Genomic DNA, 16,930 nt, shown 5'->3' with positions numbered 1-16,930 from the left:
CAGATAGATGGCCAGGCCGACCTACCTGAGTCGCACCGGCAACGTGGACATCACCACGGCGCACATCGGGGCCGGGCTCCTCGGTCTGCCGCTGCTGCCTCAGGGCGAGACGGTCGCCAAGGTGCTGGAGGCGCGCAAGGGGGACGGGGTCCGCTTCCAGGATGTCGTGGTGCAGATGCCGCGCCGGAGCACCAAGACGACGAGCGTCTGGGCCACCATCCTGGGCCGGGCTGCCACCCGCCCGGGGTACCGGTGCGTGACCACGGCGCAGTCCGGCAACGTGGCCAGCCGCATCCTCATCGAGCACGCCACGGCCATGCTCGCAGCGGGCAACGCGGTGGAGAGCCGGGAGGCGCGCTCGGGGTCGACCCTGCCGGTCCTGTTCCGCAACGGTGGGCGCGAGCGGCTGGAGTTCCCCAACCGGTCCTCCATCTGGGTGGTGCCTCCCGAGGCCGGGGCGATCCGCTCAGCGGCAGCCGATGACATCGTCATCGACGAGGCGGGGGAGCACGACCCCGTCAAGGGCAAGGACTTCATGGACGCGGTCCGCCCGCTGCAGGACACCCGGGGACCGCTGGCGCAGATGATCGTGGCCGGGACGCCGGGCAGGGTTCGGGCCGGGTACTTCTGGGACCTGCTGGAGGCTGGGCGCAACCACGTCGACAAGGACCTGGGCATCGTGGACTTCTCGATTCTCGATGCCGAGGATGCCGAGGACCGCAAGGTCTGGCGGCGCGTGCACCCCGGGCCCGCCTCGGGACTCACACCGATGGCAGTGCTGGAGAAGCGGTTCAAGGCGATGGGCGCGGTGGCCTTCTCCCGGGAGTACCTGTGCCGCTGGCCGCTGGACTCCACCGTGACCGCCATTCCGCTCGTCGACTGGCAGGCCCGTGAGGTGCCCGCCCTGGCGCTGCCGGACCACTTCGGGCTGGCTGCCGACTGTGCGCCTGACGGGTCGGCTGCCGCGATCAGTGCGGCCTGGCGCGTGGACGGCATCCCGCACGTGGCGCTGCTGGCCTACCGGTCCGGCGTCAACTGGGTGCCCACCGAGGTGCGGACCATCGCCCGCAAGTACCGGCTTCCCAGTGTCGTGGTGGACGGCATCGGGGCCAACCTGCCTGTGATCGAGGCGCTGAGCCGGATGCGCCCGTTGGTGCCGGTGACCAGCCCGGGATTCAAGAATCTGCAGGGGGCGTGCCAGACGTTCGTCAGCAACCTGCCGGTCCACCAGGCGCAGCCGGACATGGAGACCGCCGTGGGCGGCGCGTGCTGGCGCGAGGTGGAGGGCGGGCGGCTCTTCGGGCGCAAGCGCTCGGGGGTCGACATCAGTCCGTTGGTGTCCGCCCTGCTGGCGTTGTGGGCCTACGACTCCCGGCCTGAGCGGCAGCGGATCGGGATAACGACATCTGCGTGACTCGTGTCACAAAAACGACCCACCGCTCTGGTGTTCTGTGACGGAAGCGTGACAGAATAACAGCCGTGGGATTCCTCGGGCTGTGGCCGTCGCTGGCCGCTGCACCGTCCCTTCAGCCGGGCACCAACGCCTACCTCTCGTCTCCCTGGTCTCCGGCCATGGCCACCTCGATCATGGCGGCGGACTGGCTGGGCCTCATCGACACCCCGGTCACCCGTGAGCAGGCGATGCGCGTGCCCGCCGTCGTGGCGGCGCGCAACCTGATCTGCACCGGGCTGGCCCAGGGCGTGCTGAAGGCGTTCAAGGCGGACCTGGAGGTCACCACCCCGGCCTGGATGTACCGGACAGACTCCGACCTCCCGCCGCTGCTGCGGCTGCTCTGGACCGTGGACGACCTGTTCTTCGGCGGCTACTCGGTGTGGCAGGTCTCGCGCGGCTCGAACCGGGCCATCGGGGACGCCGTCCGCGTGACCCCCAACCGCTGGACGTTCTCCGCCGAGGGCGTGCTTCTGGTCGACGGCCAGCCCGCCAAGCGTGACGACTTCGTCGTCTTCGTCGGCTGGGACGAGGGCTTGTTGCTCACCGGCAACGTCTCGATGCGCGCGGCCCTGGACCTGCAGGACGAGGTGGCCCGCCGGGTCCGCGTTCCCCAGGCCCACACCACGCTGAAGGTCGTCGACCAGTCGCTGAACCTCACGAACGGCACCGAGAACCCGGACGACAACGAGCAGCAGGACCTGGTCGACGGCTTCACCAAGGCCCGCCAGTCCAAGACCGGGGCCGTCAGCCTCCTGCCGTACGGCATCGACGTCGTCCAGGGCGGGGAGGTCCCGGTCAGCCTCTACGAGCAGGGCCGCAATGCCTCGGTTCTCGATATTGCCCGGCTGACCGGTGTGCCCGCCTCGATGCTCGACGCCTCTGCCGTGGCCGCGAGCCTCACCTACGAGACCAAGAGCGGGGCACGCCCCCTGTTCAACGAGCGGCTGCGAGCCCGAGCGGCAGTGATCGAGGCCCGGCTGTCCATGGACGACGTCCTGCCCCGGGGCCAGCGCTGCGTCCTGGACCTGTCGCACCTGCAGACCGACGAGACCGGCACTCCCGCTGTGACGGAGGACTGATGACCAACCTGACCGCCTACGGGACGCTGGTGGCCGCTGACGGCGGCACCGACCGGACCCTGAACTACCGGCTGCTGCCCTTCGGGGAGGCGGGCCGGACCAACCAGGGCCTGGTCACCGCCAGCGCCGGGACGCTCACGCTCCCGGACCACCCGGTGGTGGCCAACCTGGAGCACGACCCGACCCGCCCCGTGGCCTGGATGACGGCCACCGAGACGCCCACCGGCCTCATGGCGTCGGTCGACGTGGCCCAGACCACGGCAGGCAATGACCTGCTGGCGGAGGCCAAGTCCGGTCTGCGCACCGGGATCAGCGTGGAGATCGCCAACCCGGTCATCCGGGGCGGTGCGCTCATGGGCGGCACCCTCACCGGCGCGGGCTTCGTAACCCAGCCGGCCTTTCCTTCGGCGCAGATGGTCGCCGCCGACGCGGGCGACCTGCCCGAGACCGAGACCCCCGAGGACGAGCAGCCCTCGGACGACGCCGCTGGTGCGGCAGAGAGTGAGGCCGCTGTGGCCGAGAACGACGCCGCCACCGAGGTGGAGGCCGAGGAGACCGCTCCTCTGACGGCTGGGATCCCGTCCAGCCTGAAGAACACCAACCCGACCAAGGCCAAGGGCAACAGCCTCTTCGCCGCCCTGGCCGACTCCAACGCCGACAAGCGCACCCTGCTGGCCGCGCTGGACCAGGCCGTCGCCGCCGACCTCCTGCCGACCCAGCAGCAGGCCTGGCTGGGGGAGATCTACTCCAGCCGCACCTACCAGCGGAAGTTCAGCCCGCTGATCCAGTCCGGCTCGCTGACCGCCCTGAAGGCCGTCGGCTGGCGTTTCGTCGCGGGCAAGACCCCGACGGTGGGCGACTACGCGGGCTACCCCGCCGAGCCCACCTCCACCGAGGTCAAGACCGAGTCGGTCACCCTCGACGCCGCGCGCATCGCGGGTGCGGGCAGCGTGGACCGGGCCTTCCTCGACTTCCCGTCGGCGGAGTTCTGGGCCGCGTACTTCCGCGAGGTCACGAACGACTACGAGCGCAAGGCGGACGCCAAGGCCCGTGACGCGCTGATCGCGGGGGCCACGCCCGTGGTGGCCGGTGCGGTCCCGGCGGGTGTCTCGACGGCAGCGGCGTACATCGTGGACGGGGCGATCTCGGTCATCAACGCGGAGCGCGACCTGCCCTCGTTCGCCATCGTCGGCAGCGACCTGTACCGGGGCCTGCTCCTGACCCGGGCGGACGACGTGATCGCCTTCCTGAACGCGGCCCTGGGCCTGCAGGAGGGGACGCTGGCGGGCTTCAAGATCGTGCCCTCCTCGGTGGCCCCGATGACCGGCAAGGTCCTGGTGGGTGCCCGCACGGGTGCCACCCAGTACGAGTTGCCGGGCAGCCCGGTCCGGGTGGACGCGGTCAACATCAGCCAGGGCGGCGCGGAGCGCGGCGTCTTCGGCTACCACGCCGAGTTGATCAACGACGCGGCGTCGCTGGCGCTGGTCGCCTCGGTCTGATCTCCGCCCACCACTGAAGGGAGCGTCCGGTCATGAGTGCATGGGTCGCCTTCACCGACGATCTGCTGATCGACCTGTGGCCGGACGCTCCTTCGGCTGCCACGACCACCGACCTGCTGGGGGCGGCGCAGGAGCAGTGCGAGGCCTACGCGCCCAAGCCGCTGCCCGCCACCATCCCGGCCCGGTACCGGCAGGCGTGCGTCATGCAGGCGCGGGCCAACTGGCGGGCCTCGGTGGCCGGGTCCGGGGACAACCTCGGCTCCGACGCGTTCACGGTCACCGGTCGCCCGATGGACAAGGCGGTCCGGTCCCTGCTGCGGCCCGTCAAGGGCACGGTCAAGGCGATCTGACATGAGCACGCGCACCGATCTGGCTGCGTACCTGCAGGCGCACCTGCCGACCACGTGGACCTTCTACGACCGGGCGCTGGACCCGACGATCTCCCGGACCACCGTCATGACCTACATCGAGACGCTGGAGCCGGACCCGGGGCCGGAGCGGGTCAAGGTCACGTGCCAGGTGCTCGTGCTGACCCCCAAGCAGACCGGCGGGGAGGCGGATCTGGAGGCGGCGCTGGACCAGGTGCTGGCCGTCATCGACACCCACAACACCGCCACCTGGATGAAGGCGCAGGCCTCGGTCTACGCCGACACGTACCCCTGCTACCGGGTCGACGTGGCCTGGTACGAGACCAAGGAGTAAGTCATGGCAGTCGTACCGGTCACCCCGGCTCCCTTCGTGCTGAAGAACGTCAGCCTGCTCATCGGGCCGACGGACACGGGATTCGAGTTCTCCAAGTCGGTGGACTCGGTCACCTTCACGCCCAAGTCGTCCACGGTCACCTGGACCGGGCTGGGCAACAACACCTTCACAGACGTCACCACGGCCACGTGGGAGTGCGGGCTGTCCTACGCGCAGGACTGGGACACGGCCAACTCGCTGAGCCACTACCTCCACGACCACGAGGGCGAGCAGGTGCTGTGCACCTTCAAGCCCAAGTCTGCGGGCACCCCGACCGTGACGGCCACCCTGGTCATCACCCCCGGGGCCATCGGCGGCACCGTCAACCAGGTGGCCACCGCCTCGGTCACCCTCGGGGTCACCGGCAAGCCGGTCGTCGCCTGACATGCCCTTCACGCTCAGCGTCCGCAACCACGACGAGTTGAAGGCCGTGGTCCTGGCCTTCACCCGTCTGGACAAGACGCTGAAGCGCGACATCAACGCCCAGACCCGGGCCGTGCTCGGTCCTGTCTGGCAGCAGGAGATCAACGCCCGGCTCCGGACCCCGATGGACTCGCTCGTCATCGGGGCCGGGGTCCGGGTGAAGGCAGGAAACCCGCCGGTCGTCCAGGCGGCGCAGTCGCGCAAGGCCATTGGCGGGCGGCTGCGTCCAGCCACCGACTGGGCGGGCTGGGAGTTCGGCTCCGAGGGCTACCGACGGACCACCTACACGCGCAAGTCCAAGAACGGGGGGACGCACAAGGTGACTCGCAACACCATGAAGCAGATGCCCCCGCGCTACCGCACGGGCCGGGTGGCCTACCCGGCGCTGGCCAAGGTCGCCCCGCGCATGGCTGCCCTCTGGGTGCAGACCGTCGTGCGGGCCGTGCACCAGGCAGCCGAGGGGAGGGACTGAGCCATGGCCGGTGTGAACATCCCGATTGCGGCTGATGCCTCCGGGGTCGTCCGCGAGGGCAAGAAGGTCACCGACTCGCTGGACAAGGTGATCGACTCCCTGGACGACGTCGAGACCTCCTCCAAGGACTCCGCCCGCGCTACTGAGACCTCCCTGCAGGACGTGGCCGACGAGGCCAAGAAGACCTCCACCACGACCAAGAACGCCCTGGAGGACATCGGTTCCTCGGGCAAGAAGAACGCCAACGACCTGGAGGACAAGTTCTCCACGGCGTTCGACAAGGTGAAGGCGGAGGCCAAGTCCGCCGGGGACACCATCGACCGCGAGACGCACGCCGGGACCGGCAAGGCGGGGGAGTCGGTCAAGGAGTTCAAGGGCGAGGCCCTGGCCAACCTCTCCGAGGTCTCGTCGTCATTCCAGGGCGACATGACCAGCGTGGCCGACCTCGTCCAGGGCACCTTCGGCGGCCTGGCGACGATGGGCGGTCCGATCGGCCTGGCCGCTGCCGCCATCGCAGGACTGGCCGGTCTGGCGTTCAAGGGCTGGCAGGAGCAGGCCGCTGAGACCAAGCAGACCGTGGAGGACATGTTCTCCGACATGACCGCATCGGGGCAGGACTACCTGTCTGAGGCGATCATCCAGCAGGGCGTGAAGGACACCGTCCTGGACCCCAAGTTGTGGGACCAGGTCAAGGTGGCCGCTGAGGCTGCCGGGGTGAGCCAGTCCACCGCGCTGCGGGCGGTCAACGGGGACATGCAGGCCCAGCGCGAGATGGCGGCAGGGCTGGCCGAGGCCAAGCAGAACCTGGCCGACAAGGAGGTAGCCCTCACGCAGCAGGTCGGCTACGGAAACGAGAAGTACGACCAGCGGGCCGTGAAGAACGCCCAGGAGGCCAAGGACCTGGAGATCGCCCAGGGCCTGCTGGACAACTCCCGCGACAAGTTGGACCGGGCCAGCGCGGCCGCCGGGGCCTACGCCATGGCCGCTGAGGACGCCTCCAGCCGGAGCGTGGCCGCTGCCCAGGCCATCGACCAGGGCTACGACAACATCCGGGGCACCGTCACCACCAAGGTCGTGCTGGACGACTCCCAGGCCAAGCAGGCGCTGAACGACTTCATCCGCAACCGCCAGGTCCGGGTGGACGTGCTGGTGAACCGGGGCGAGGGCATGGCCGGGGGGCTGAGGTACTGATGGCCACGACGATCACGCACGTGCAGTCCGCTGGCTACACCACGCCCACCCTCGTGCTGGGCTACGAGACCTCGGTGGACGTGCCGACGACGGTGCATCAGATCATCGGGCGGGGCGACCCGGACTACACGTTGCACCCGGCTGGGATGCGCTCGGGCGACCTGGCCCTGTTCTACGCCACCGAGGCGCAGGCCTCTGCCGCTCTGACGCTTCTGACCAAGACCGGGACGTTCACCGCGGCCTCCAGTGACGTGACGTCGTCGGCCATGACCTTCGTGGTGGCCGGGACCGTGCGGTCCTCGCTGGACGCCCAGGCCATGACGTCCTGGACCGTCACGGTGCCCTACGAGGAGGTCAAGGCATGATCTCCGCCCACACGCTCACGGCCGCCGTGCAGTCACCAGCCCTGGCGCTGGACATCAAGCGGGCGGAGGTGGCCCTGGACGAGTCCCGGTATCCATACGCCAGCGCCACGCTGACGTGTGCCGCGCCGGACGAGAGCGTGCTGGCGCAGATCGACCCACGGGCTGGTGTGCGGGTGCGGCTGCTGCTCATGCAGCGCTACGGGGACGGAGAGCCGTTGTCCGCGCTGACCACGGCCTACACCGGTCAGACGCTGGCAGCCCTGACGACCAAGTACAGCGGCAAGCAGGTCCTGACGCTCAGCGCCGACTACGGCCACCCGTACAACGGCGTGGGAATGCTGCCGTCCACGTTCCGGCGGCTGGACCTGGCGCTGCGGTCCCGCTCGGTGGACCCGGTCTCGGGAGAGATGACGTTGTCCCTGGCCTCCGACGAGGCGCTGGCCGGGGACGTTGCGCTGCTGGCCACCGCGCCGCTGGCGTTGGGCACGACCAGCGTGCGGTCGGCGGTCGGCACGGCGCTGTCCCGGATCGGTGCGGTGCTGGCTACTGGCGCGGCGGACGGCACGGTCCTGGCGGACGCCACGACGTGGCAGCCGGGGACCAGCGTGTGGGACTTCGCTAACGGTCTGGCCACGGCGGTGGGGCTGCGGCTGTACTGCGACGAGGCACGGATCTGGCACCTGGAGCCCGAGGCGGACGGCTCGTCTGGTGGCGTCACGCTGACCCCGTACCTGACCCGGGCCACGGACACCTTGGCCCGTGACGCCTCCTGGTATGACGCCGTGGTCGTCAAGTACGACTGGGTGGACGCGGCCAACGTGCGGCACGTGGCCTACGACACCGCCGGGGACGGCACCTCCAGCCGGGCCCTTCGGATCGAGAAGTCCACCGCCTACCCCGGTGCCGGTGCGGCGGCACGTGCCCTGTCCTTCTACAAGGGGCGGGGTCGGGTGGTCGACGCGCGGGCGGTCAGCCGCTACGACGTCACCCCGGGCTTCACGGTGACCGTCGACACCGACGCCATGCCGATTCAGACCGGCCTGATCACCTCGGTGGCCTGGGCTCTGCCCGAGGACGAGATGGACGTGGCGTCCCGGGACCTGGTCGACACCCCACCCACCGCCTGGGTCTTCACCCGCGCGGGCACGTCCTGGTCCTCGGTCGCCACCGGGGTCACCTGGTCCACGTACACGGCGGCATGAGGAGCGTGATCTAGATGGCAGCAGGAGACGCAGCAGCCGCTGCCGGGCTGAGCGTGGTGCCCGCCACCAAGGACATCCGGCTGGGCTACCAGGACATCAACATCCGGGGCGACGAGTTGGCCGCGCACATCACGACCGGAACGCACCCGTTCACCAAGGTCACCGGCACCGCCACCGTCGCCCAGGGCGGCACCGGGGCAACCACGGCGACCGGTGCCCTGGCGAACCTCGGTGCCTCCGCCGTCGGGCACACCCACGACGACCGGTACTACACCGAGACCGAGTCCGACGCCCGGTACGCCCCGCCCGGGCCCTACGTGCGCACCGTCGGCAACTACCACGACACGATCCGTTGGTCGGGCACGCACATGATCTACGGCGCGGACGGTGTGCCGGAGTTCGAGTTGCCGAACCTGGCCGAGATGAACGCCAAGCGCGACGCCGGGGACGGCAACTTCGGGTCCACCCCGATCTACACCCCGTCCGGGCGCGGCAACCCGGTCACCTCTTCCTACGTCGCGGCCTACCTCAACGGTGACGGTCGGATCGGGGCCAGCGCATCCTCCCGGGCGTTCAAGAACCCGATCCGCACCTACGTGCCCCCGGCCGACCTGCTGGACCTCGTCCCGGTCGTCTACTCCTTCAAGGACGACCCAGCAGCCACCCCACGTCTGGGCCTGTACGCCGAGGACACCAACGAGATCGAGCCGCTGCTGGTCACCCACGAGAACGACCAGCCCTACGGCGTCAAGTACGACGTCATCGCCGTGGCCCTGCTGGCCGTCGTCAAGGACCAGCGGTCCACCATCAGCGCGCTGTCTGACCGGCTGCGCACCATCGAGCAGGCACTGGGGATCGAGGGGGTGGCCTGATGGCTGGGGCAATCGACGGTAACGGCATCTACGTCTTCGCCGAGACGGACACCGCCAGCCCGTTCTCCACGCTGCTGAACCTGGGGCAGAGCGCGACCTCCACCAAGGTCGGCAACCTGCAGTCCCAGATCAACGCGATCACCACCACCCGGGACGCCGCCTGGTCGTCCTACACCCCGACGCTGACCGCCTCGACGACGAACCCCAGCCTGGGCACGGGGGCGTCCGTCGCGGGCGCCTACAAGATGCTGGACCCCAAGACCTGCGCTTGGCGGGTGAGCATCTCGGCAGGCTCCAGCGGCGTGACCGTGGGCAGCGGGACCTACTACATCTCGGTGCCCGTCGCCGCGCTGGGTGGGTTCCCCATCGTCGGGCAGGGCTGGCTGTACGGAACCGGCGGGTTCCGGCCGTTCATCCTCGACGCCTCGGGATCGAGCAACCTCGCCGCCCGCATGATCCGCACCGACACCGGCGGCTTCATCGATGCCACCTCAGGCCTGGGGGCCTCGTCCATCTTCACCATGTCCGGCATTTACCAGGTGGCCTGACGTGGACCCCACCACCATCGACATCGGGTCGATCGACAACGTCTGGCAGGCCGTCGTGGTCATCGCCCTCATCGTGGCCGTCCTCGTCCTGCCGAACCTGCTCACCTGGTCCAACGCCCGGCAGGCCAAGCAGGCTGCCCAGGAGGCCCGGGACGTCATGCACCACGAGTCAAAGCCGAACAGCGGCGGCTCCATGAAGGACAGCCTCAACCGCATCGAGGCTGCGCAGGCCCAGCATGGGAGGGCGTTGGCCGACTTGTCCGTGCGGGTCACCAGCCTGGAGGACTACGTCACTTCGAGGGATGCTGGTTGAGCAGACTGAGGAGGAAGGTGACGGCCGGTCCGGCGATCGCACCAGCCACAAAGCCCCACGCGATCGCCCGCCGCCGGGTAGTCCGGTCATGCTCGTGGATCAGCGCCTCACGCTGCCCAAGTGGAGAGATGACCGACCTTTCACGGGGGAACCGATCAACCGGACGGGTGAATCGCTCCACCTGGGTAATGACCTCCCGTGCGAGCGCCTCGTTCTCGGGGCCACCAGGGATGAGCACAAGCGTCGTCTCAGTGCATCCGAGCCGGAGCGTCCAGTCGAGGCCGTTAGCGATCCCCCGCACGGTCATGCTCTCGCGGTCCTGACGACCAAGGTTGGCTACTGCAGCCGCCACGGTCTCGTCACTCAGTGGGACGGCTTCATAGCCCACTTCGACGCGCACCGCATGGAGGGGAAGCACGGCCCTCAGGAACATAGAGAAGTTGTCCGCATCCCCGAAGACTCGGGGGTGCATCCGCTTGAGGCCGATGCCCTGGGCTGTTGGGGTAGGTCGCCAGTGGTCACCGTTGGCTCGCCTGTTGAGCCGGTCGCTCCACCGAATCAGCAGCACGGCAAGGCGGCTCTCAAGGACCTTCACGCGCGGGGGCCTCGTCATGGAAGGACGGTAGCGGTGCTACCAGCCGCGACTAGAAGTCCGGCCACTGCGGTGCCGGGGGCGGAGCCGAGACGACCTCCGCAGCGACCAGGCGACGGATTCGCTTCGATGAGAGGGCGTCAAGCAGGCGCGCTGACAGAAGGTTCGCGCTGACTACGTCCGACTCATCGTTCGTTCGTTGGTTCTGGTAGGCGTCCCTGACCGCATCGCAGAGTTCGCGCAGGTCCCGTGCGCGGTCCGCAACCTCGGCCCAACCAAGCGCCGAGGCCCGCTCGCCGGAGGCTTCGAGCGCAGTGGCAATCTGACCGAGGTCGCCCATGCGGCGCATGCTGTCGGTCCGCTGGTACGAGTTCGTCGGCCCAAACCAAACCGGGTCCTGATGCTTGACCACGGCCGCCACCGCGTACGGCGCGTTCCTCGCTGCCTGCCACAGGCCGCTGGCTACCGCCTTCCGGATGGCGGACCTACGCACGCGCTTCCCGCGTCGCCCCATGCCCTGGAGCCAGGGCAGGACCCAAGCCACTATGAGCGCCGCTGCGACCGCGATGAAGATGCCTTGGAGGATGGCCACGTCGGCGATGCTAGATGCGCGCACCGACGTGGCCAGCAGGGACGCCTGAGTTACACCCCTGTATAGGGGTGTCGGACTTGACAATCGAACTGGCGATCGGCGTGGCGACGCTCGCGGGCGCCGGCGTGGTGGACGCTGCTGCGGCGGCCGACCGGGTCCACATCGGTGAGCTCGGGCTCGACGGTCGGCTCCGGCCCGTCCGTGGTGTGCTCCCGGCGGTCGCAGCCGCCGTTGCGGCGGGTCACCCGCGGGTCGTCGTGCCGACGGCCAACGCGGCGGAGGCGTCACTCGTCCCGGGTGCCGAGGTGGTGGGTGCCGCCTGCCTCGCGGAGGTGGCGAGCCGCTACGGAGCCGATGTCGAGGTGCCGGACCTGCCACCGGTGCACGACGACGTCCCGGCGCGGCGTGCCGTCGTGGACCCTGACCTGGCGGACGTGATCGGCCAGCCGGAGGCGCGGCACTGTCTCGAGGTGGCGGCGGCCGGTGGTCACCACCTGCTGATGGTCGGACCGCCCGGGGCCGGCAAGACGATGCTGGCGGCGAGGCTGCCCGGGCTGCTGCCGGACCTGGCCGAGGCGGAGGCGGTCGAGGTGACGGCCGTGCACTCGCTCGCCGGGACGTTCGACGCGGGCGACGGCCTCGTCCGGCGGCCGCCCTTCGAGGACCCGCACCACACCGCGACGCCCGCCAGCGTCGTGGGTGGCGGCTCCGGTGTGCCACGACCGGGCGCGGCCTCGCGCGCGCACTGCGGCGTGCTGTTCCTCGACGAGGCGCCGGAGTTCCCCACGGCGGTGCTGCAGACGCTGCGCCAGCCCCTCGAGCACGGCGAGGTGGTGCTGCACCGGGCCGCCGGTGCGGCCCGCTACCCGGCCCGCTTCCAGCTGGTGCTGGCGGCGAACCCGTGCCCCTGCGGACGGTCCGTCGGCAAGGGGCTGGAGTGCACGTGCCGGGCGGAGCAGCGGCGTCGGTACTTCGGCAAGCTCTCGGGCCCGCTGCTGGACCGCGTCGACCTCCAGCTCGAGGTGCTCCCCGCGCGTGCGGAGGACGTGCCGGGGGAGGGGTCCGCCGTGGTCGCGGAGCGTGTCCGGAACGCTCGAGCTGCCGCGGTCGAGCGCCTGGCCGGAACGGGGTGGCGCACCAACGCGCAGGTGTCCGGACGCTGGCTGCGCGGGCGCCTGGGTCCGCGGCGCAGCCTCATGACGGACCTCGACCGGGCGCTCGACCGGGGGACGCTCAGCCTGCGGGGGGTGGACCGGGTGCTGAGGGTCGCCTGGACGCTCGCGGACCTCCAAGGCCGTGCTGCACCGTCGCGGGACGACGTCGGCCAGGCGCTGCTGCTCCGGACCCGAGGACAGGGCGCGTGATCGGCACCGTCCGCGACGACCACTCGTCCGCCACCTCGGAGCGGACGGCGCGGGCTGCGTGGTCTGCTGTCGTCGAGCCCGGCGACCGCGTCGCCGGGACGCTGGTCAGGATCCTCGGCGCCGCCTGCGCGCTCGCGTGGGCTCGAGCCGCGGTTCGGGGGGCCGTCAACTGGTCCGTCGTGCTCCACGCAGCGGGCGAGGAGATGGGCGCGGCCGACCGTGCTCGGCTCGGCCGAGCCCTGCTGCGCTGGGCGGCGCGCCTCGACTCGGTGTGCCCGGAGCGCGATCTCGGCGCCCTGCAGCGCCTGGGCGGTCACCTCGTCGTCCCGGGGGACGACGAGTGGCCTCGCGGTCTGGACGATCTGGGTGATGCCGCACCACCGGCTCTCTGGGTTCGCGGCGGACTGTCCGCGCGCAGCACCGTGGCGGTCGTCGGGGCGCGGGCCAGCACCACGTACGGCGAGCGCGTGGCCTACGACCTCGCCCACGGTCTCGCGAGCCGGGGGAGCTGTGTCGCGTCGGGTGGTGCGTACGGCATCGACGCAGCGGCGCATCGTGGCGCCCTGGGCGCGGGCGGCCCGACCCTCGTCGTCCTCGCGGGTGGTGTGGACCGTGCCTATCCGGCCGGGAATGCGCGCATCTTCGAGGAAGCCGTCGGAACAGGCGGCGCGCTCGTCAGCGAGGTCCCACCGGGTTCCCTTCCGACCAAGTCCCGATTCCTGCAGCGCAACCGGCTGATCGCAGCTCTGTCGGACGCCACCGTGGTGGTGGAGGCGGCCTGGCGATCCGGAGCGCTGAGCTCCGCCCATCACGCCGCGGCGCTGCTGCGCCCGGTCGGTGCCGTGCCGGGACCGGTGACCTCGGCAGCGTCGGCGGGATGCCACTGGCTCCTCCGGGAAGGGCATGCGGTGTGCGTAACCGACGCCGACGAGGTGGCCGAGCTGTTGCCGGGCGCGCTGCACCACACCGTCGACGTCCGCACGAGAGACGATGCGGCCGTTCAGGGGACGCTCTCGGACCTCGGCACGAGGGTCGTCCAGGTCCATGACGCATTGCCCATGCGCGGTGGCCTTGACGAGTCGACCATCGCCGCACGCGCCGGCACCTCGGTAGCCGAGGCGAGGGCCGCGCTCGGCGTCCTGCAGCTCGAGGGACTCGCCGTGCGCGAGGGAGACCGGTGGACAGTTCGCCGCGCTGCGCGTGCGACCGACACTCGGCCGACCGGGTGAAAAACAACGGCATTCGGCTCAATTGTCGACGCCGAATCGGACATTGCCCCCGCATTCGCCCAGCCGATCGTCGAGCGCGTCGATGCGTGTCTTGTCCGAATCCTGGCGAGCAGCCACGGTAGGCATGTGTACGTGGCAGAGATCACTGCGGGAGCGCCTGAGCGCGCCCTCCTGCAGTCCGACTTCGCCCTGCACCTGCGCGCCCAGCGGGGCCTGTCCGAGCACACCGTGCGCGCCTACGAGGGGGACCTGGACCACCTGTTCGCGTACGCGGGACGTCACGGTCGCACCACCCTGGACTCCATCGACCTGACCACGCTGCGCGGCTGGCTGGCGGCGATGGCGGCGAGCCAGCACAGCCGCGCGACCCTGGCGCGGCGCTCGGCGGCCGTCCGGACGTTCTTCGGCTGGGCCGTCCACACCGGGCGTCTGGCGTCCGACCCGACGGCTCGGCTCGCGACGGCTCGGGTCTCCGGTGTGCTGCCCACCGTGCTGGCTCAACCGGCGGTCACCACGCTGCTGGACACGGCCCGGGCCGCGGCTCAGGACGGTGACCCCGTCGCGGTGCGGGACTGGGCGGCGGCCGAGCTCCTGTACGCCACCGGTGTGCGGGTCGGAGAGCTGTGCGGAGCGAGCCTGTCGGACCTCGACCTGCACGAGCGCACCCTGCGGGTGCTCGGGAAGGGCGGCAAGGAGCGCGTGGTGCCGGTGGGGCTCCCCGCCGTGCACGCCGCTCGCGCATGGCTCGAGCTCGGTCGGCCCCGCCTCGCCGGACCGATGTCGGGCGACGCTCTCTTCCTGGGTGCGCGGGGCGCCCGTGTCGACCAGCGACGGCTGCGGGACGCGGTGCACCGGCTCGCTGCGACCGCCGGGGTGGACGACGTCGCCCCGCACGCGCTGCGGCACACCGCCGCCACGCATCTTCTCGAGGGCGGCTCGGACCTGCGCACCGTCCAGGAGCTGCTGGGTCACGCAAGCCTCGGTACCACCCAGCGCTACACCCACGTCTCGGCGGAGCGTCTGCGCTCCGCCTACCAGCTTGCTCACCCTCGCGCATGAGCCCCCGGACGGAGTCCCCCATGACCACACCCCCGAGCGCACCGGTCCGCTCGTCCGTGCGCGCGGCCGAGCCGGCGGACCGCTACGCCGCCGGCACCGCCCCGCAGGGTGTCATCCCCCAGCAGCGCTCCGTCGTCGCGGGCACCGCCGCGCCGACGGGTCCGGTCGGCGACGACGTCCTTGACCTCGAGGCCACCTGGGTGACCTTCAAGGAGACCGGGTGCCCCCAGGCGCGGGAGCGCCTGATCATGAGCTTCGTGCCGCTGGTCACGGCCGTCGCCGGCCGGGTCGGGATGCGTCTGCCGAGCATGGTGGAGCACGCAGACCTGGTGTCCTACGGCATGTTCGGCCTGATCGACGCCATCGAGAAGTACGAGCTCGGTCGTTCCGTGAAGTTCGAGTCGTACGCGTCCTCGCGGATCCGCGGCGCCATCATCGACGAGCTGCGCGCGATGGACTGGGTGCCCCGCTCCGTCCGGACCAAGGCCCGTGCCGTCGACCGTGCCTACAGCGAGCTCGAGGCGACCCTGCACCGCTCACCCAGCGAGCACGAGGTGGCCGGCCACCTGCAGATGCCGGTCGAGGAGCTGCGGTCGGTGCTCGGTCAGCTGTCGTCCGTCAACGTGGCGGCGCTGGACGAGATGCTGGGCGGGGACGACCGGCCCGGCTCGGTGTCTCTCGGGGACACCCTCGGCGACGAGCGGTCGGAGGACCCCGCGCGGTCGGTGGAGGCGCAGGAGACCAAGTTCCTCCTGGCGCGGGCCATCGAGCAGCTCGGCGAGCGTGAGCGGATGGTCGTGGTCCTCTACTACTACGAGGGCATGACGTTGGCCGAGATCGGCCGGCTGCTCGGGGTGACCGAGTCCCGCATCTCGCAGATGCACACGGCGGCCATGGCCCGGCTGCGGACGCGGCTGGTCGAGGCCGAGCGCGGCTGACGAGGCGGAGCACGCCAGACGTGCCCGCGGACGCCTGACGCGCCCGCGGACGCGCGACGCGGTCGGGACGAGCCCGATCGAACGCCGTCCTCACCCGGTGGGTTCCACCGGGAGGAGCACGATCGACCCGCCGCCTGGCAGCATCGTCATCGGGTCCAGGTAGCGCTCACCGTCACGCAGACCCCAGTGCACGCAGGTGCGGGGTGCGCAGTGGCCGCCGGACCCGTCGAGGGTCCCCAGGACGTCACCGGCGCCCACCTGCTGGCCGACGACCACGGCAGCCACCACCGGCTCCACGCTGCTCCGCCGTCCGTCGGCGTGGAGCACCGACACCACGCCTCGGTCCACGACCGTGCCGGCGAACGTCACCGTGCCGGCGGCCGGCGCCAGGACGGGCAGGCCGTCGCGCAGCCACAGGTCAACGCCCCGGTGGCCGGCGGACCACCGCTGTGCGGGGGCTCGGAAGGGGTGCGCGAACGAGGGGGTTCCCGGGACGGGAGCCCGGTAGACCACCACCGGCTCCGCGGACGGGTGCGTGCCGCTCGGTGCGCCGGCGCCGGTGGCGTCCGCTGAGACGGACGCGCTCGGTGCCGCGGTGGCGGCGAGGGTCCCGACGAGGAGCGCCGTTGTGGCACCGAGCCTGGCCACGGCTCGTGCACGACGGGCCGGACGCCCACGGGTGACGGGGGAGGACGTCGTCGGGCCCTGGAGAGCTGGGGCAGCAGAGGACCGCACGGGAGGAGTCGAGCGGGCCGTCGACCGGGTCGACGTTCTCCACGTCGGTGGTGGTGCCGCACCGGCATCCGGACGGGGCTGTGGTCGCTCGAGCGGACCGAGCCCCGGACCGCTCGCCGCGCGGCGTCCGCGGCGGCCCCTGCCGGTGCCCGCGGTCTGCCCTTGGTCGGTGGCCCGCCCCGTCGCAGGCCCTGGCCCAGGTGCCGATCCGGTAGCATTGCCCCGGCGACCGGTCCGTACCGGTCGACTTCGCGCGTCAACTC

The 16,930-nt window shown here is 71.0% G+C and carries 20 protein-coding genes; 17 read left to right on the top strand and 3 right to left on the bottom strand.

The genetic code is table 11. The features are described 5' to 3' along the window. The first annotated feature begins 7 nt into the window (after positions 1-7). The 13 genes from N0B34_RS17500 (at position 8) to N0B34_RS17440 (ending at position 10,158) form a co-directional block, all read left to right on the top strand. Positions 8-1,414, top strand: a complete 1,407-nt coding sequence (locus tag N0B34_RS17500; RefSeq protein WP_263732564.1) for a hypothetical protein — start codon at positions 8-10, stop codon at positions 1,412-1,414. A gap of 158 nt (positions 1,415-1,572) precedes the next feature. Beyond that, positions 1,573-2,532 (top strand): hypothetical protein, encoded by a 960-nt coding sequence (locus N0B34_RS17495; protein ID WP_263732563.1) that lies wholly within the window; start codon positions 1,573-1,575, stop codon positions 2,530-2,532. Then, the gene (locus N0B34_RS17490; protein ID WP_263732562.1) at positions 2,532-4,031 is read left to right on the top strand and encodes a hypothetical protein; all 1,500 of its coding nucleotides are present in this window, start codon (positions 2,532-2,534) and stop codon (positions 4,029-4,031) included. The genes N0B34_RS17495 and N0B34_RS17490 overlap by 1 nt, the downstream gene beginning before the upstream one ends. A 32-nt stretch (positions 4,032-4,063) precedes the next feature. Continuing rightward, complete coding sequence (locus N0B34_RS17485; protein ID WP_263732561.1) at positions 4,064-4,381, top strand: hypothetical protein; 318 nt, start codon at positions 4,064-4,066, stop codon at positions 4,379-4,381. A gap of 1 nt (position 4,382) precedes the next feature. Then, the gene (locus N0B34_RS17480; protein WP_263732560.1) at positions 4,383-4,733 is read left to right on the top strand and encodes a hypothetical protein; all 351 of its coding nucleotides are present in this window, start codon (positions 4,383-4,385) and stop codon (positions 4,731-4,733) included. Positions 4,734-4,736: 3 nt separating this feature from the next. After that, on the top strand, positions 4,737-5,156 hold the full coding sequence (locus N0B34_RS17475; RefSeq protein WP_263732559.1) for a hypothetical protein: 420 nt from the start codon (positions 4,737-4,739) through the stop codon (positions 5,154-5,156). Position 5,157: 1 nt separating this feature from the next. Beyond that, positions 5,158-5,667, top strand: a complete 510-nt coding sequence (locus N0B34_RS17470) for a hypothetical protein (protein WP_263732558.1) — start codon at positions 5,158-5,160, stop codon at positions 5,665-5,667. A 3-nt stretch (positions 5,668-5,670) separates the two neighbouring features. After that, positions 5,671-6,858, top strand: a complete 1,188-nt coding sequence (locus N0B34_RS17465; RefSeq protein ID WP_263732557.1) for a hypothetical protein — start codon at positions 5,671-5,673, stop codon at positions 6,856-6,858. Continuing rightward, a complete protein-coding gene (locus N0B34_RS17460; RefSeq protein WP_263732556.1) occupies positions 6,858-7,223 on the top strand; it encodes a hypothetical protein in 366 nt (121 codons plus the stop codon). The genes N0B34_RS17465 and N0B34_RS17460 overlap by 1 nt, the downstream gene beginning before the upstream one ends. Next, entirely contained in the window at positions 7,220-8,425 is a 1,206-nt protein-coding gene (locus N0B34_RS17455) for a hypothetical protein (RefSeq protein ID WP_263732555.1), read from the top strand. Before N0B34_RS17460 ends, N0B34_RS17455 begins: the two co-directional genes overlap by 4 nt. 14 nt (positions 8,426-8,439) lie before the next feature. Next, positions 8,440-9,297, top strand: a complete 858-nt coding sequence (locus N0B34_RS17450) for a hypothetical protein (protein WP_263732554.1) — start codon at positions 8,440-8,442, stop codon at positions 9,295-9,297. Further along, entirely contained in the window at positions 9,297-9,845 is a 549-nt protein-coding gene (locus N0B34_RS17445; protein ID WP_263732553.1) for a hypothetical protein, read from the top strand. Before N0B34_RS17450 ends, N0B34_RS17445 begins: the two co-directional genes overlap by 1 nt. Position 9,846: 1 nt before the next feature. Next, complete coding sequence (locus N0B34_RS17440) at positions 9,847-10,158, top strand: hypothetical protein (RefSeq protein WP_263732552.1); 312 nt, start codon at positions 9,847-9,849, stop codon at positions 10,156-10,158. Here N0B34_RS17440 and N0B34_RS17435 read toward each other — a convergent pair. Next, positions 10,136-10,771 (bottom strand): hypothetical protein, encoded by a 636-nt coding sequence (locus N0B34_RS17435; RefSeq protein WP_263732551.1) that lies wholly within the window; start codon positions 10,769-10,771, stop codon positions 10,136-10,138. The two genes, N0B34_RS17440 and N0B34_RS17435, sit on opposite strands and share 23 nt — an antisense overlap. Before the next feature lie 31 nt (positions 10,772-10,802). Continuing rightward, positions 10,803-11,342, bottom strand: coding sequence for a hypothetical protein (locus N0B34_RS17430; protein WP_263732550.1), 540 nt, complete (start codon positions 11,340-11,342; stop codon positions 10,803-10,805). Between the two features lie 77 nt (positions 11,343-11,419). Between N0B34_RS17430 and N0B34_RS17425 the strand changes: the two genes are divergently transcribed. The 4 genes from N0B34_RS17425 to N0B34_RS17410 all read left to right on the top strand — a co-directional run bounded on the left by N0B34_RS17425 (position 11,420) and on the right by N0B34_RS17410 (position 15,932). Continuing rightward, the gene (locus N0B34_RS17425; protein ID WP_263732549.1) at positions 11,420-12,706 is read left to right on the top strand and encodes a YifB family Mg chelatase-like AAA ATPase; all 1,287 of its coding nucleotides are present in this window, start codon (positions 11,420-11,422) and stop codon (positions 12,704-12,706) included. Between the two features lie 179 nt (positions 12,707-12,885). Beyond that, a complete protein-coding gene (gene dprA, locus N0B34_RS17420) occupies positions 12,886-13,935 on the top strand; it encodes a DNA-processing protein DprA (RefSeq protein ID WP_263732548.1) in 1,050 nt (349 codons plus the stop codon). 132 nt (positions 13,936-14,067) lie between these two features. Continuing rightward, entirely contained in the window at positions 14,068-14,994 is a 927-nt protein-coding gene (locus N0B34_RS17415) for a tyrosine recombinase XerC (RefSeq protein ID WP_263732547.1), read from the top strand. Positions 14,995-15,014: 20 nt separating this feature from the next. Beyond that, a complete protein-coding gene (locus tag N0B34_RS17410; RefSeq protein WP_263732546.1) occupies positions 15,015-15,932 on the top strand; it encodes a FliA/WhiG family RNA polymerase sigma factor in 918 nt (305 codons plus the stop codon). Positions 15,933-16,022: 90 nt separating this feature from the next. On the opposite strand, the gene N0B34_RS17405 is transcribed toward N0B34_RS17410, so the two are convergent. Beyond that, positions 16,023-16,580 (bottom strand): M23 family metallopeptidase, encoded by a 558-nt coding sequence (locus tag N0B34_RS17405; RefSeq protein ID WP_263732545.1) that lies wholly within the window; start codon positions 16,578-16,580, stop codon positions 16,023-16,025. Between the last annotated feature and the right edge of the window lie 350 nt (positions 16,581-16,930).

Source organism: Cellulomonas sp. SG140 (assembly GCF_025770785.1).
Taxonomy (GTDB): Bacteria; Actinomycetota; Actinomycetes; order Actinomycetales; family Cellulomonadaceae; genus Cellulomonas.
The sequence above is the reverse complement of the archived record's forward strand: the minus strand, read 5'-3'. Positions and strand labels throughout refer to the sequence as shown.

Bases quoted from the DNA above. Each gene is read 5' to 3' on its own strand.
- N0B34_RS17500 (WP_263732564.1), top strand. From the start codon at position 8: ATGGCCAGGCCGACCTACCTGAGTCGCACCGGCAACGTGGACATCACC.
- N0B34_RS17495 (WP_263732563.1), top strand. From the start codon at position 1,573: ATGGCCACCTCGATCATGGCGGCGGACTGGCTGGGCCTCATCGACACC.
- N0B34_RS17490 (WP_263732562.1), top strand. From the start codon at position 2,532: ATGACCAACCTGACCGCCTACGGGACGCTGGTGGCCGCTGACGGCGGC.
- N0B34_RS17485 (WP_263732561.1), top strand. From the start codon at position 4,064: ATGAGTGCATGGGTCGCCTTCACCGACGATCTGCTGATCGACCTGTGG.
- N0B34_RS17480 (WP_263732560.1), top strand. From the start codon at position 4,383: ATGAGCACGCGCACCGATCTGGCTGCGTACCTGCAGGCGCACCTGCCG.
- N0B34_RS17475 (WP_263732559.1), top strand. From the start codon at position 4,737: ATGGCAGTCGTACCGGTCACCCCGGCTCCCTTCGTGCTGAAGAACGTC.
- N0B34_RS17470 (WP_263732558.1), top strand. From the start codon at position 5,158: ATGCCCTTCACGCTCAGCGTCCGCAACCACGACGAGTTGAAGGCCGTG.
- N0B34_RS17465 (WP_263732557.1), top strand. From the start codon at position 5,671: ATGGCCGGTGTGAACATCCCGATTGCGGCTGATGCCTCCGGGGTCGTC.
- N0B34_RS17460 (WP_263732556.1), top strand. From the start codon at position 6,858: ATGGCCACGACGATCACGCACGTGCAGTCCGCTGGCTACACCACGCCC.
- N0B34_RS17455 (WP_263732555.1), top strand. From the start codon at position 7,220: ATGATCTCCGCCCACACGCTCACGGCCGCCGTGCAGTCACCAGCCCTG.
- N0B34_RS17450 (WP_263732554.1), top strand. From the start codon at position 8,440: ATGGCAGCAGGAGACGCAGCAGCCGCTGCCGGGCTGAGCGTGGTGCCC.
- N0B34_RS17445 (WP_263732553.1), top strand. From the start codon at position 9,297: ATGGCTGGGGCAATCGACGGTAACGGCATCTACGTCTTCGCCGAGACG.
- N0B34_RS17435 (WP_263732551.1), bottom strand. From the start codon at position 10,771: ATGACGAGGCCCCCGCGCGTGAAGGTCCTTGAGAGCCGCCTTGCCGTG.
- N0B34_RS17410 (WP_263732546.1), top strand. From the start codon at position 15,015: ATGACCACACCCCCGAGCGCACCGGTCCGCTCGTCCGTGCGCGCGGCC.